The sequence below is a fragment of the Corynebacterium provencense genome (assembly GCA_900049755.1).
Taxonomy (GTDB): domain Bacteria; phylum Actinomycetota; class Actinomycetes; order Mycobacteriales; family Mycobacteriaceae; genus Corynebacterium; species Corynebacterium neomassiliense.
This window is the reverse complement of record LT160593.1, coordinates 1,428,709-1,441,797: the sequence shown is the minus strand read 5'-3', so window position 1 is coordinate 1,441,797 and position 13,089 is coordinate 1,428,709. Positions and strand designations below refer to the sequence as shown.

Sequence of the window (13,089 nt, the reverse complement as noted above, 5' to 3'; positions counted from 1 at the left end):
GCGTCCACCCTATCGCAGCGTCGGGGTGCCGGTCGCGGGAACGTCGGTAGGGTGGTGAGGGGAACTGGCGGACGCTTCGAGTGGCGGAGTTTCAGGAACCGCGGTTTACTGTCAGTGAATTCGAGCCCGTCGCAGCAGCGAACACCCCTGTGAAAGGAAACGACCACCGTGAGCACAACCGTCAAAGGCGTCATCGCCCGCGAGAAGAACGCCCCCGTCGAACTGGTCGATGTCGTGGTTCCGGACCCCGGGCCCCATGACGTCATCGTCAGGATCCAGGCCTGCGGGGTCTGCCACACCGACCTCGCCTACCGTGACGGCGGCATCGGAGACAATTTCCCTTATCTGCTGGGACATGAGGCCTCGGGGATCGTCGAGACCGTGGGGGCCGAGGTCTCGCATGTGGCGGTGGGGGATTTCGTCGTCCTCAACTGGCGGGCGGTGTGCGGTGAATGCCGCGCCTGCCGGAAGGGTCAGCCGCAGTACTGCTTCGCCACATTCAACGCGAGCGAGCCGATGACGCTCGCCGACGGTACAGAGCTGGAGGCGGCACTGGGCATCGGCGCATTCATCGAGAAGACCGTGGTACACGAGGGTCAGTGCACCAAGGTCAACCCGGAGGCGGACCCTGCCGCCGCGGGCCTGCTGGGGTGCGGCATCATGGCCGGCCTCGGTGCGGCCGTCAACACCGGTGAGATCAGGCGGGGCGAGAGTGTCGCGGTCATCGGGTGCGGTGGCGTGGGCATGGCCGCCGTCGCGGGAGCGAAGCTGGCCGGGGCCACCACGATCATCGCCATCGACGTCTCCGACGAGAAGCTCGCCCGGGCGCGGGAATTCGGTGCCACACATGTCATCAATTCGGCGTCCCTGCCCCCGGCCCCGGACGCCACGGGTGAGGACCAGCCGGTCGTCAAGGCGGTCCACGAGATACTCGGAGGCATCGGCACCGACGTCGTCGTCGACGCCGTGGGCGTGCCGGCGACCTACCGCCAGGCCTTCTACATCCGGGACCTCGCGGGACGGGTGGTTCTCGTCGGTGTCCCCACGCCGGGGATGGAGCTCAACCTTCCGTTGCCCGACGTGTTCGGGCGGGGAGGGTCGCTGAAGTCCGCCTGGTACGGCGACTGTCTGCCGGAGCGGGACTTCCCGCTCTACACGGACCTGTACCTGCAGGGTCGGTTCCCTCTGGCGGACTTCATCGACGAGCGCATCAGCATCGACGCCGTGGAGGAGGCGTTCGCGACGATGAAGTCGGGCAAGGTCCTCAGGTCGGTGGTGGAACTGTGAGCGGCAGCGGAGAATCAACCCGCTCCTCGGGATCTTCGGACACCGGGCTGCGGATCGACCGGGTGGTCACCCACGGGGTGTTCGAGCTCGACGGCGGTCAGTGGGAGGTCGACAACAACATCTGGCTCATCGGTGACGGTGACGACGTGATCATCGTGGACGCCGCCCACGACGCCGACGCGATCGCTGATGCCGTGGGTGACAGGAACGTCCGCGCGGTGATCTGCACCCACGCCCACAACGACCACATCACGGTGGCCCCTGAACTGGCCGAACGTTTCGACACCAGAGTTTTCGTGCACCCCGGTGACCAGATGCTGTGGGACCAGACCCACCCGGGTGTCACCCATGCCGACCTCGGTGACGGGCAGACCTTCGACATCGCCGGGACATCGCTGCGGGTCGTCAACACGCCCGGGCATTCGCCAGGGTCGTGCTGTCTCTATCTGCCGGAGGCGAAGGTGCTCTTCAGTGGAGACACTCTCTTCGCGGGAGGGCCGGGTGCGACAGGGCGTTCCTACAGTGACTTCGGGACGATCATCGATTCGATCCGTGGTTCACTTCTGACCCTGCCCGATGACACTGAGGTGTACACGGGACACGGTGACGCCACCTCCATCGGTTCTGAGGCACCCCACCTCGGCGAGTGGATCGCGCGGGGGCACTGAGCAGGTCACCGCTTGTCCGGTATACCCCGGTGGGGTATAGAATCCGGGTATGGGTACCGGTGACATGAATCTCCATATTGCGGCGCAGACGGACGACGGGTGCGGATGCGACTGCTCCAGCGAGCCCGCCGACAACGGGTACACCCCGGATAAGAAGCGCTACCTCGCCCGCCTCAAGCGGATCGAAGGGCAGGTGCGGGGTCTTCACCGCATGGTCGATGAGGATGAGTACTGCATCGACGTCCTCACCCAGATTTCGGCGGTACAGTCCGCGCTCAAAGGGGTGGCACTGGCTCTGCTCGACGACCATATGCAGCACTGCGTCCTACACGCCGCACAGCGGGGAGGCGACGAAGCTGTCGAGAAGCTCGACGAGGTCTCCGCCGCCGTGTCCCGTCTGTTGAAATGAGGTCACCCGGGAGTGAAAGGACTCTCGAGAGCTGATATCTCCATCGACCAGACCAGGATCTCGGCATCCTCCACCGCGGTGACGGTCACGCGGTCCGTGTCCGTCAGCCGGGCGGCATCCCCTTCGGTCAATGTGGCGGAGAGGTCAGGCAGGGCGACCACGCCTGTGGCTGTCAAGACATGGGTGAACCGGGACGCCGGGAGAACCGCCGACTGTCCGGCGGCGAGACGGCCGACGCGGAACACTGCACCGGGGGTGTTGATGTGCAGCGGGGTGACAGTCGGGGAGTCCGTCTCTGCGGGAACTGTGGAGGGCGGAGAATCCTGAAGGTCTGCGACGGCCGGTCCGCTGGCGACCGTGACCAGGCTGACCCTGCTGACCGGGCTGACCCTGCTGACCGGGCGATGTGCGTCCTCCGCCGTGTCCGGGGCGTCCCGGGCGGCGGTGAGTGCCGCGGAAAAGTCGGCGGTGCGGTACGTCGGCGAATGGTCCGGGCGGTCCGTGGGCAGCCACATCTGGACCACCCGCAGTACCTGACGTGAAGTGAAGCCGGCGGCATTCGTCTCCGCATGCGCGATCCCACGTCCTGCGGAGATGGCCTCAGCTTCGCCGGGGCCGAGTTCGGTGACAGTGCCGCGGGAATCGCGGTGCCGGAGGCGTCCTTCGAGCACCCAGGTGACAATTTCGGAGTCCCTGTGCCGGTGCATGTCGAACCCTTCCCCGGGTTCCACGAGATCGTCGTTGTGCACGAGGAGGGCCCCGAATCCCGCCTCGGCCATCAGGCGTGGTGTGGAACCGCCGGTGAACGCGAAGGACTGCCGTGACCTGATGTCATTACCGGGCCAGATGGACCGCTCCGCCGAGCGCACGATGACAGTTGACATGTCAACAATATTAGCGGGGAACGGCCGGGCACACCACGGAAGGAGACGCCGGGACATCGGCCCATGCCTCGCCCGCGGCAGGCTCGCCGACAGGAGGCTTGCCCGCAATTGGTGGCTTGCCCACAGTGGACCCGTCCGGACCGGGATGTCCCGTAACGACGGAAGCGCGTCGCAGAGTGCGACGCGCTTGCTGTGGGGCCAGCGGGGCTCGAACCCGCGACCAACGGATTATGAGTCCGCGGCTCTAACCGACTGAGCTATAGCCCCGCGGAACAGTGTAGCGGGTGGCCCTCCACATGCCGTGCACGCACCCCGGAGGACGGAATATCCGCAGGTAGATCCCCTGATTTGTGGGCCCGCACCGGTTCTGGGTATAGTTCTGTCTCGTTGCAGGGGCCGGCACCGACCTCCTGCGAAGTATTCCCCCTTAGCTCAACGGCAGAGCATTCGACTGTTAATCGAAGGGTTACTGGTTCGAATCCAGTAGGGGGAGCAGAAAGGCCCCCGACCAGCGAGAACGGTCGGGGGTTCAGCTGTGTCCGGGTGTTCACCGTCGGCGTACAGGCGCGCTCTGTTGCTCACATCGAACACCTGTAGTGACCGTTCCACGTATCCTGGGGCGGAACCGCAGACCTCGATCAGGGAGTGACCATGCAGAGAATCATCCGTTACGCGCTCGTGACCGTCGGCAGCTGGGCCGTGACCCGGGTCGTCGACCGGGTCCTTGACCGCAGGGGTACCAGGGGCAGGCGCCGCGGCAGAAAGTGACTCAGGCGGCGGAACCCGAACCCGGGGCCGCCCGGGAACAGCGGGCACGTCCCAGGTGTCCGGCAGGAGGGCGGGTGACAGGTGTCACCCGCCCTCCTCTGCCCTGCATCACCTGTTCAAGGGTAGCGTTGAGCAGGTCAGAAGTATCGTTTCAGCAGGAGTACAGAAACATGGCGTCACAGCGACCCACACCGTCCGCTCTCCGGCGGAGATTCCCTCCGGTCAAGGACCTCAGAGAGCTCATGAAGTTCGAGAAGCCCACCATCGACATCACCGGTCGCAGACTGGCGAAGGCGACCAATGTCTGGGAGCTCCGCAAGATCGCGAAGCGTCGCACCCCCACAGCCCCCTTCGACTACGTCGACGGCGCGGCGGAGAACGAGATCTCCCTCAACCGGGCACGGATGGCCTACCGTGACCTCGAGTTCAACCCCGGGGTGCTGAGGGACGTCAGTGACGCCGATCTGTCGACGGAGATCTTCGGTGACCGCGTGAGCATGCCGCTGGCGATCGCCCCCACCGGTTTCACCCGGATGATGCAGACCGAAGGGGAGTACGCCGGGTCCGCCGCAGCAGCAGACAAGGGAATCCCCTTCTGCCTCTCCACCATGGGAACAGCCTCCCTGGAAGATGTCGCAGCCCACACACCGGACGGCAACAACTGGTTCCAGCTCTACCTCTGGAAGGACCGGGAAGCCTCCAAGGAGCTGGTGCAGAGGGCGTGGGACGCCGGCTACCGCAAGCTCATTGTCACCGTGGACACCGCCATCGCGGGAGCGCGCCTCAGGGACATCCGTAACGGGTTCTCCATCCCGCCCCAGCTGACCTGGAAGACAGTGCTCGACGCGTCCTACCGGCCCGCATGGTGGTTCAACTTCCTGACCACAGAACAGCTCTCCTTCGCCTCCCTGTCCCGCAGCTCCGGGACAGTGGCGGAACTCGTGGACCGTATGTTCGACCCCGCCCTCACCTTCGACGACATCGACTGGATCCGGGAACTCTGGCCCGGCACCCTGATCTGCAAGGGACTGCAGACAGTCGAAGACTCACAGCGGGTGCTCGACCACGGTGCGGACGGAATCATCCTCTCCAACCACGGGGGCAGGCAGCTCGACCGCGCCCCCGTCCCGCTGCACCTGCTGCCCAAGGTGCGTCAGGCTGTCGGAGAAGAGGTCACCATCGGACTCGACACCGGAATCATGGACGGTGCCGACATTGCGGCTGCCGTCGCACTCGGCGCTGACTACACCCTCGTCGGACGTGCCTACGTGTACGGCCTCATGGCCGGAGGGCAGCGCGGGGTCGCCAGGATGCTGGACATCATGGAGGACCAGATGCGCAGGACCATGCGCCTCTGCGGCGTCACGAAGGTCAGTGAACTCACCCCCGACCACGTGACCCTCAAAACCTCGGAAGCCGCCTCCGGCTACTGGATCTGACCACCGTCACGGTCACGCGCCCGGAAAGCCGTCAGTCCCCACGGCGCCCCAGACCCCGGCATTGAAATCAGCCCAGCGTCGCCTGGCCCAGTCGCCGAACGCACGGTCGGTGAGCACGATTCCTGACGTGCCCGTCGCCCGGTGAAACCACAGGAAAGTACCGGACTGGCCGAAATGACCGGCAACGTCCTCCGGCATGGAGGACGCTAGCCAGTGGGGGAACTTGTGGCCGTGCAACTCGAACCCCAGGCCCCACGGACAGGGACGCTGCCGCCCGTAGCCGGGAACCACACCGTCGAGATCCGGGAACTGGGGCGTCAGTGCCTCATCCCACAGGGAGACCGGAAGCAGCACCGGCGACAGGAACTCGCCGGCCAGGCGAATCAGAGCGTCCAGTGACGCGCTGAACCCGTGCCCGGCTGATCCGGCGACAACCAGCTCCGCAGGAGCAATCCCCAGAGGCTCGGCCACCGCCGCCCTCACATAGGTGGGGAAGTCGAGACCGACCTCCGAGACGGCGGCAGTGACCAGGTCCGCGAGAATCTCGAACCCGGCCGAAGAATAGATACGTCTCGCCCGCGGAGCCTTCTCGCGGACACGGTCGGAGAACCCGGTACCCGAAGCATGGGACAGCAACTCCCGGACCGTGGCGTCCGCGGGGCCGGCCACCACCACGCCGGTGGAAGACGAAATGCCGTCGACCGTGTCATCGAGGGAGAAACACCCCTCCGACACCGCCACGAGCACGGTGTAGGCGGTCACGAGCTTGCTCACGCTGGCGAGCGGAAAAAGCCGGTGACCGTCACCGACCGTCACCGGGGACTCCGGACCCGGCAACAGTACAGCGGCACTGACATGGTCGACCGGCCAGTCACGGACCTCTGCGAGAACCTTCTGTGCGGTCGTCACTGCGTGATCTCCCCTACGGGTCCGGTGCTACGCAGCCGTCGACTCGGTGACCGCAGCGTCCGCCAGATCACCGACAGTGCGGGCCGACCAGATCTCGTCCTCGGTCAGTTCCACCCGGAAGTCGTCCTCGATCTTCACGGATATCTCGATGAGTGCGAGAGAGGTCAGGTGGAGATCATCAGTCAGCACAGATCCGGCGGTGATGTCACCGGCCTCCACACCGGAGACATCCTCGATGATCTTCACTATCCGGGACAGGGGAGTGGCCTCTGCCGGTGAGGATGTGGCAGCGTCCTCCCTGACCTCGGTTGCCCCGCCGAGGGCTGCGATGAGCCTCTCCTGTGCCTCACGTGAGATCTCCAAGGGACCACGGACCTTTCTGCCGTACCGGCGGTGAGCTGCAGGTGAAGAACCCGCCGACAGCAGTCGGCGATGTCTGTCGCCGATACTAGCAACGGTGGGCAGGTAACCACATTCTGAGATCGTGACCCGGCTCCCGGGATCAGGCCTTGGTCGGATCGTTGAGTTCGAGGGACGCTGCGGCGTCCTTCACGACGTCCCAGGAGACCTTGTGTTCACGGGCCAGGGCGGAAAGCACCGCGACGGTGATCGACTCGGCGTCAGAGTTGAAGAACCGCCGGGCAGCTTCCCGGGTGTCGGAGAATCCGAAACCGTCGCAGCCGAGGGTGGTGTAGTCACCGGGGACGTAGGGCCGGATCATCTCGGGAAGTGAGCGTGTGAAATCGGTCACAGCGATGAACGGGCCCGGGGCGTCCTCGAGAACCTCGGTCACATAGGGCCTGGGAATGACGCCGTCGGGGTGCCTCAGCTCGTCGAGGTCCAGCTCACGTGCTTCACGGGCCAGCTCGGCCCATGCAGGAACAGAGTAGAGGGCCACGTTGACGTTGAATTTCTCGCGCAGCAGGACCTTCGCACGGATCGCCTCTGTCATACCCACGCCCGAGGCGAGGACCGTCGCCACCAGATCGGTGGCGGGAGCTTCCCCGGCGTCCCCGGTCGCTCCGGCCCCCGTACCGACCAGACGGTCGGCAGGCGAATAGAGGTAGATGCCCCGGAGCAGGCCGTTGACATCCAGATCCTCCGGTGCGGCCGGCTGCTCCACCGGCTCGTTGTACACGGTGAGGTAGTAGATGACGTTCTCGCCCTTGCCGTCAGGACCCGAACCCTCGCCGTACATGCGGCGGATCCCGTCACGGACGATGTACGCGATCTCGTAGCCGAACGCCGGATCCCAGGACACGACGGCCGGGTTCGTCGACGCCAGCACGGGGGAATGGCCGTCCATGTGCTGGAGACCTTCACCGGTGAGAGTGGTCGCGCCTGCGGTCGCCCCGATGAGGAAACCACGGGTCATCTGGTCCGCCGCCGCCCAGATCGAGTCACCCGTGCGCTGGAAACCGAACATCGCGTAGAAGATGTACAGCGGGATCATCGGCTCGCCGTGGGTGGCGTACGAGGTACCCGCCGCAATGAACTCTGCGACAGAACCTGCCTCGTTGATGCCCTCGTGCATGATGTGACCGTCTCTGGCCTCCTTGTAGGAGAGCATGAGGTCAGCGTCCACCGGCGTGTAGTTCTGGCCGTGGGGGTTGTAGATCTTCAAGGTGGGGAACCAGGAGTCCATACCGAAGGTGCGGGCCTCGTCGGGGATGATCGGGACAAGGCGCTTCTCGATCTCCGGGTCCGCCATGAGCTCCTTGAGTGTGCGTACCAGGGCCATGGTGGTGGCTACCTTCTGCTTGCCCGACCCCTTGAGGACCGCGCGCATCAGTTCGGCGTCCGGGATCTTCAGCGGGGTGTAATCGACCCTGCGCTCCGGGACGGGACCGCCGAGCTCCCTGCGCCGCTCCAGCATGTAGCGGATCTCGGGGGAGTCCGGTCCGGGATTGTAGTAGGGCGGCAGCTTCGGGTTCGCCTCGAGCTCCTCGTCTGTGACGGGGATCTCCTGCTTGTCGCGGAAACGCTTGAGATCGTCGAGGGTGAGCTTCTTCATCTGGTGGGTCGCGTTGCGCCCCTCGAAGTTGTGCCCGAGTCCGTACCCCTTGATCGTGTGCGCGAGGATGACGGTCGGCTGGTCCTTCGTCTCCAGGGCCCTCTTGTACGCGGCGTAGATCTTGCGGTAGTCGTGACCGCCGCGGCGCAGGGCGAAGATCTCCTCATCCGTCATGTCCTCGACGAGCTTCGCTGTCTCGGGGTCCCTCTCGAAGAAGTTCTTGCGGACGTAGGCCCCGTCCTTACCCTTGAACGTCTGGTAGTCACCGTCAGTGGTGGTGTTCATGATGTGGACCAGGCGACCGTCCTGGTCCTTGTCCAGCAGACGGTCCCACTCGCGTGCCCAGATGACCTTGATGACGTTCCAGCCGGCCCCCCGGAAGAAACTCTCGAGTTCCTGGATGATCTTGGTGTTGCCGCGGACCGGACCGTCGAGCCGCTGCAGGTTGCAGTTCACGACGAAGGTGAGGTTGTCCAGGTTGTTCAGGGATGCCTGCTGGATGAGGCCGCGGGCCTCCGGCTCATCCATCTCGCCGTCACCGAGGAAGGCCCACACGTGCTGCTGTGAGGTGTCCCGGATGCCCCTGTCATGGAGGTACTTGTTGAACCGTGCCTGGTAGATGGCGTCCATCGGGCCCAGACCCATGGAGACGGTGGGGAACTCCCAGAACTCCGGCATGTCCCGGGGATGAGGGTAGGAGGGCATGCCGTGTCCGGGCCTGGACTTCTCCTGGCGGAACCCGTCCATGTCCTCCTCGGACAGGCGCCCTTCGAGGAAGGCGCGGGCGTACATGCCGGGCGAGGCATGGCCCTGGAAGAAGACCTGGTCGCCGCCGCCGGGATGGTCCTTTCCGCGGAAGAAGTGGTTGAAGCCGACCTCGTAGAGAGCTGCCGCGGACGCGTAGGTGGAGATGTGCCCGCCGACACCGATTCCGGGGCGCTGGGCGCGGTGAACCATGATGGCGGCATTCCAACGGATCCAGCGACGGTACCGCTTCTCCATGGCTTCGTCACCGGGGAACTCGGGTTCCATCGTGGTCGGGATGGTGTTGACGTAGTCGGTGGACAGCAGCGGAGGAAGAGAGACCCGGCGGGCGTCCGCCCGCTCGAGCATCCGGAGCATCAGGTAGCGGGCCCTGTCGGGGCCCGCCTCTGACAGGAGTCCGTCGAGGGAGTCCATCCACTCCTGGGTCTCGTCCGGGTCGGAGTCCTTGAGGTAGGACGCGACGCCGTCGCGGATATTACTGAAGTTGCTGTCGTGGGCAGGGCTCATGACGTTCCTCCTGGTCTGCGGAATCAGTGTCGTTCCTGAGGCACAGCGGTGGCGGCCGAAGGAACGCGGTCCCCCCGATCCTAGCCCCGTCCGCGGTACTCGGTTCGGGGGAGAAATCACGGGGGTGGCAGGGGAAAGAAACGCCCAGGTCTGGTGCGGTCACGCTCGATCACCTACTATTCAGACCCATAATGCTCGAAAACTTACGAAAGGTCAGGGACAAGCCAGTGGGAGACGCCGCAGGGGCGACGGTGGGCAGTGAGAACGGCTGGGCGGAGCTCATGGATGTGACGGGCGGCCAGATCGTCCAGGAGCTCGGCTGGGACGAGGATGCCGACAACGGGATCAGCGAATCCCTCGAAGACGTCATCGGCAGTCAGCTACTCGACGAAGAGACCGACGAGATGGTCGACGTGGTCCTCCTGTGGTGGCGCGCCGACGACGGCGACCTGGTGGACGGTCTGGTGGACGCCACGAGGAACCTCGGCGAAGCGGGCCGTATCTGGCTTCTGACTCCCGCCGCGGGTACCGCGGGTACCGTGGATCCCGGAGAGATCGCGGAATCTGCGCAGATCGCCGGCCTGGTCCAGACGACCTCCACCCGACTGGGGTCCTGGCAGGGGGCCTGTCTGGTGGCGCGTGGAGTGAAGCGCTAGAGTCTTTCCGGTCGGCAGTAGGCGATGCTGCTGTCTGGCGCACTTAGCTCAGTTGGAAGAGCAGCTGGTTTACACCCAGCAGGTCGGCGGTTCGAACCCGTCAGTGCGCACAGGGGTACACACTTTCGGGGGTAGACAAACGGTGGAATGTCTGTCGTACTGCGACAGGTGCCGTTTCCGGGTTGGGTAATCCTCCAGGCGCGACTAGCCTTACCTAACTGAAGAAGGCTGTGCTTTCAGAAGTGTCCGCCGTGACCAGGAGAATCCCACCTATGTCGTCCCCCCGCTCGCTCCGTCTCGCTTCGGCGGCAGCACTCGCTGCCGCGATGCCCCTGGTCGGAGTTGCTGTCGTCCCCGCCTCTGTCCTACCTGCCGCTGTCGCGGACGACACCTCGCAGTGTCGTGCAGTGTCCGCCGCGGACATGGCCTGGGGTATCAGGCAGTCGCTCCGGAACTACCTCACCGGTCCGATCGCCGCAGGAGGCTGGGATCTGGACGGCATCACCTACACCGGTGCCACCGAGAACGCCGAGGACGGGGCGTTCCACTTCACCGCCGATCCCCGCGGGTCCCGTGTCGAGGGCGACGCCGCCGACCTTCCGATGGGCGGGACGATGCACCTGACCGGACACGGGGGAATCATCAACGTCACGCTGTCGAACTTCGAGCTGCAGATCCGGGGCAACCGGGGTCAGCTCCTCGCCGACGGACGGTACCTGGCCGCAGATCCGGCGGCGGTGGCGAGCCTCGTCGGCGGGCCTCCTGCGTTCACGCAGCAGCCGGTCGCGACATTCACCTTCGACAGGACTCTCACCCAGGCTGGGTCAGCGTCCGGAAGTGCCGTCCTCACCGGAGCCAGCTGGATCCACGAGAACCTCAACAAGGGTCTGCTGGGCTCGTACGGCGAGGGCAAGAACGAGGGCGACCCGGTCGTCGTCACCGTGAAGACCTCGGGCCCGGGGGACTGCGGTGTGGACAGGAATGCGGTGATGGCCTCCTCCGCAGGTCAGACCGACACCGTGGAGAGCCCGGCCGCGTCCGCCTCGGGCACAGCCGCCGCTGCCCAGGCGGGCACACCGGCTGCCCAGGCGCTTTCACACCGGCTGCCCAGGCGCTTTCGCCGGTGACCGGGGCGGCAGCGGGAGGTACGCCCACGGGCACCGGATCCTGCACCGTCGCTGACGCGTCGGTGGGTTGGGGGCTGAAGAAGTCCTTCCGCAGCTACCTCACCGGGCCCATCGCGATGGGACGCTGGGACCTCGACCAGGTCGGTTTCAGCGGTTCCGAAGGCGGAGACGACGGACAGTTCCGGTTCACCGCGGACCCGTCGGCGGTGAAGCTTTCCGGCGGGGACGCCGACATCCCGCTGAAGGGGTCCGTCCACCTGACCGGTCACTTCGGCGCCCTGGACATCACCTACAGCAACATGGTCGTGAAGGTCCGCGGCACCACCGCCCAGTTCATCGCCGACTACCGGTCGAACACGGTCTCCAGCTACACCGCCGGTGCCCAGGTCACCGGCGCAAAGACCGGGACCCAGGTCCCGATCGCCCAGTTCGAGCTGACCTCGCCGATCTCTGCGGCAGGTGGCTCGGTGAAGGTCTCCGGTCCCGGTTACATCACCGAGGACGGTAACCAGTCCCTGGGCGGCAACTACGGGGAAGGGAACAACCAGGCCGACCCCATCGACATCACCCTCGACACCGCCGGAGCGGGCTGCGCCACGGGGGCCGGATCCCAGGGGCTCGGCGGCATCACCTCTGCGGGGGCGGCGTCCTCCGGAGGGTCTGCGGCTTCGGCCGGTGTGGCCGCCGCCGGCACCCCGGACCTCAGCGTCACCCCGAGAGTCTCCGGTATCACCTCCGCAGGTTCGACGGGCTCCGCCGGAACGTCCGACACCACCTGCCAGGCCTCTGACGGTGACAGGAACGTCGTGGAGACCAGGATGGGCTGGGGGATCAAGGATTCCTTCCGGTCGTACATCAAGGGTTCCATCGCCAAGGGTGACTGGACCACCGGCGGCGGTGCCGTCTACAGCGACGGGAACTTCGTCTTCAGCGGGTCCGAGGGCACCCTGAAGGTGTCCGCTGGTTCCGTGACCTCGGGGACGCTGAAGTTCGGTGGTTCCGTCACCTTCACCGGTCACGAGGGGGTGCTCCACACCGTGGTCTCCGACCCGGAGATCCGTCTCAACGGTGGCACAGGGACCCTGGTCGCCAATGTCAGCTCCAACGACACTTCCGGAAATCCCCACGACTACGGCCGCATCTCCCTCGCCGACCTGTCCCTCTCCGGGGTCAGCCTGGAGGGCGGGATCCTCGACGGCAGTGCCTCGGCGTCCCTCAGCGCTGACGGATCCACCGCACTTGCCGGCTACTACTCGGCGGGCGAGGCCCTGGATCCGGTGAGCTTCCGGGCGGCTGTCTCCGACAGCTGCGACACGACCTCCGCCGCATCGCTGGGTGACAAGCCCGCCGATGAATCCGACGGAGACGCCGACAAGGACGACAAGGCGGCGAAGGAGCGGAAGCAGGGGAAGGTCACCGTCAACGGCGCTGAAGCGACCGACGGGGAGAACAGCGACACCGGTCTGGTGGCGTTCCTCAAGGATCCGCGTTCCATGGTGCCCAGTGTCATCGCCGTGATCGCTGCGGCTGTCGCCGGAGCCATGGCGGTGCGTCTGCGCCGCACCAACCGCAGGATCGACGAGATCGCGGCCGCCACCGGTACGGGGGTCGTCTCCGGTGGCGGGGAACCCGGCGAGGACGACTGACCCGGATCCG

General features: G+C 65.8%; 11 protein-coding genes and 3 tRNA genes. 9 read left to right on the top strand and 5 right to left on the bottom strand.

Features of this window, described 5'->3' with window-relative positions; genetic code table 11:
• Positions 1 to 168: 168 nt before the first annotated feature.
• The 3 genes from BN3906_RS12910 to BN3906_RS12900 are packed head-to-tail and all read left to right on the top strand — an operon-like array spanning position 169 to position 2,364.
• Positions 169 to 1,287, top strand: a complete 1,119-nt coding sequence (locus BN3906_RS12910) for an S-(hydroxymethyl)mycothiol dehydrogenase (RefSeq protein WP_066589166.1) — start codon at positions 169 to 171, stop codon at positions 1,285 to 1,287.
• Positions 1,284 to 1,955: an MBL fold metallo-hydrolase gene (locus BN3906_RS12905; RefSeq protein WP_066589165.1), complete on the top strand. Its 672-nt coding sequence runs from the start codon at positions 1,284 to 1,286 to the stop codon at positions 1,953 to 1,955. The genes BN3906_RS12910 and BN3906_RS12905 overlap by 4 nt, the downstream gene beginning before the upstream one ends.
• A 49-nt stretch (positions 1,956 to 2,004) precedes the next feature.
• Positions 2,005 to 2,364 carry a metal-sensitive transcriptional regulator gene (locus tag BN3906_RS12900; protein WP_390620350.1) on the top strand — a complete coding sequence of 120 codons (360 nt, stop codon included), beginning with the start codon at positions 2,005 to 2,007 and terminating at the stop codon, positions 2,362 to 2,364.
• Positions 2,365 to 2,366: 2 nt separating this feature from the next.
• Here BN3906_RS12900 and BN3906_RS12895 read toward each other — a convergent pair whose 3' ends face one another.
• Positions 2,367 to 3,248 carry a pirin family protein gene (locus BN3906_RS12895; protein ID WP_066589159.1) on the bottom strand — a complete coding sequence of 294 codons (882 nt, stop codon included), beginning with the start codon at positions 3,246 to 3,248 and terminating at the stop codon, positions 2,367 to 2,369.
• Positions 3,249 to 3,441: 193 nt separating this feature from the next.
• Positions 3,442 to 3,515 (bottom strand) — tRNA-Ile (locus tag BN3906_RS12890).
• Between the two features lie 154 nt (positions 3,516 to 3,669).
• Here BN3906_RS12890 and BN3906_RS12885 point away from each other — a divergent pair.
• Together BN3906_RS12885 and BN3906_RS12880 are read left to right on the top strand one after the other, a co-directional pair.
• A tRNA-Asn gene (locus tag BN3906_RS12885) sits at positions 3,670 to 3,741 on the top strand.
• 445 nt (positions 3,742 to 4,186) lie between these two features.
• Positions 4,187 to 5,455, top strand: a complete 1,269-nt coding sequence (locus BN3906_RS12880; protein ID WP_066589156.1) for an alpha-hydroxy acid oxidase — start codon at positions 4,187 to 4,189, stop codon at positions 5,453 to 5,455.
• A 12-nt stretch (positions 5,456 to 5,467) separates the two neighbouring features.
• On the opposite strand, the gene BN3906_RS12875 is transcribed toward BN3906_RS12880, so the two are convergent.
• The 3 genes from BN3906_RS12875 to aceE all read right to left on the bottom strand — a co-directional run bounded on the left by BN3906_RS12875 (position 5,468) and on the right by aceE (position 9,650).
• The gene (locus BN3906_RS12875) at positions 5,468 to 6,364 is read right to left on the bottom strand and encodes a serine hydrolase domain-containing protein (RefSeq protein ID WP_066589152.1); all 897 of its coding nucleotides are present in this window, start codon (positions 6,362 to 6,364) and stop codon (positions 5,468 to 5,470) included.
• A 27-nt stretch (positions 6,365 to 6,391) separates the two neighbouring features.
• The gene (locus tag BN3906_RS12870; RefSeq protein WP_078057447.1) at positions 6,392 to 6,727 is read right to left on the bottom strand and encodes an acyl carrier protein; all 336 of its coding nucleotides are present in this window, start codon (positions 6,725 to 6,727) and stop codon (positions 6,392 to 6,394) included.
• Between the two features lie 139 nt (positions 6,728 to 6,866).
• Positions 6,867 to 9,650, bottom strand: a complete 2,784-nt coding sequence (aceE, locus tag BN3906_RS12865; RefSeq protein WP_066589149.1) for a pyruvate dehydrogenase (acetyl-transferring), homodimeric type — start codon at positions 9,648 to 9,650, stop codon at positions 6,867 to 6,869.
• A gap of 227 nt (positions 9,651 to 9,877) precedes the next feature.
• On the opposite strand from aceE, the gene BN3906_RS12860 reads away from it, so the two are divergent.
• The 4 genes from BN3906_RS12860 (at position 9,878) to BN3906_RS12850 (ending at position 13,079) form a co-directional block, all read left to right on the top strand.
• Positions 9,878 to 10,306, top strand: a complete 429-nt coding sequence (locus BN3906_RS12860; RefSeq protein ID WP_110481563.1) for a DUF3052 domain-containing protein — start codon at positions 9,878 to 9,880, stop codon at positions 10,304 to 10,306.
• A gap of 37 nt (positions 10,307 to 10,343) precedes the next feature.
• Positions 10,344 to 10,416, top strand: a tRNA-Val gene (locus tag BN3906_RS12855).
• A 162-nt stretch (positions 10,417 to 10,578) separates the two neighbouring features.
• Complete coding sequence (locus tag BN3906_RS15265) at positions 10,579 to 11,433, top strand: HtaA domain-containing protein (RefSeq protein ID WP_261797024.1); 855 nt, start codon at positions 10,579 to 10,581, stop codon at positions 11,431 to 11,433.
• Complete coding sequence (locus tag BN3906_RS12850; RefSeq protein ID WP_261797023.1) at positions 11,430 to 13,079, top strand: HtaA domain-containing protein; 1,650 nt, start codon at positions 11,430 to 11,432, stop codon at positions 13,077 to 13,079. Before BN3906_RS15265 ends, BN3906_RS12850 begins: the two co-directional genes overlap by 4 nt.
• The last annotated feature ends 10 nt before the right edge of the window (positions 13,080 to 13,089 follow it).

Coding starts and splice junctions, on each gene's coding strand:
- aceE (WP_066589149.1), bottom strand. CDS start 9,650: ATGAGCCCTGCCCACGACAGCAACTTCAGTAATATCCGCGACGGCGTC.
- BN3906_RS12900 (WP_390620350.1), top strand. CDS start 2,005: ATGGGTACCGGTGACATGAATCTCCATATTGCGGCGCAGACGGACGAC.
- BN3906_RS12880 (WP_066589156.1), top strand. CDS start 4,187: ATGGCGTCACAGCGACCCACACCGTCCGCTCTCCGGCGGAGATTCCCT.
- BN3906_RS12895 (WP_066589159.1), bottom strand. CDS start 3,248: ATGTCAACTGTCATCGTGCGCTCGGCGGAGCGGTCCATCTGGCCCGGT.
- BN3906_RS15265 (WP_261797024.1), top strand. CDS start 10,579: ATGTCGTCCCCCCGCTCGCTCCGTCTCGCTTCGGCGGCAGCACTCGCT.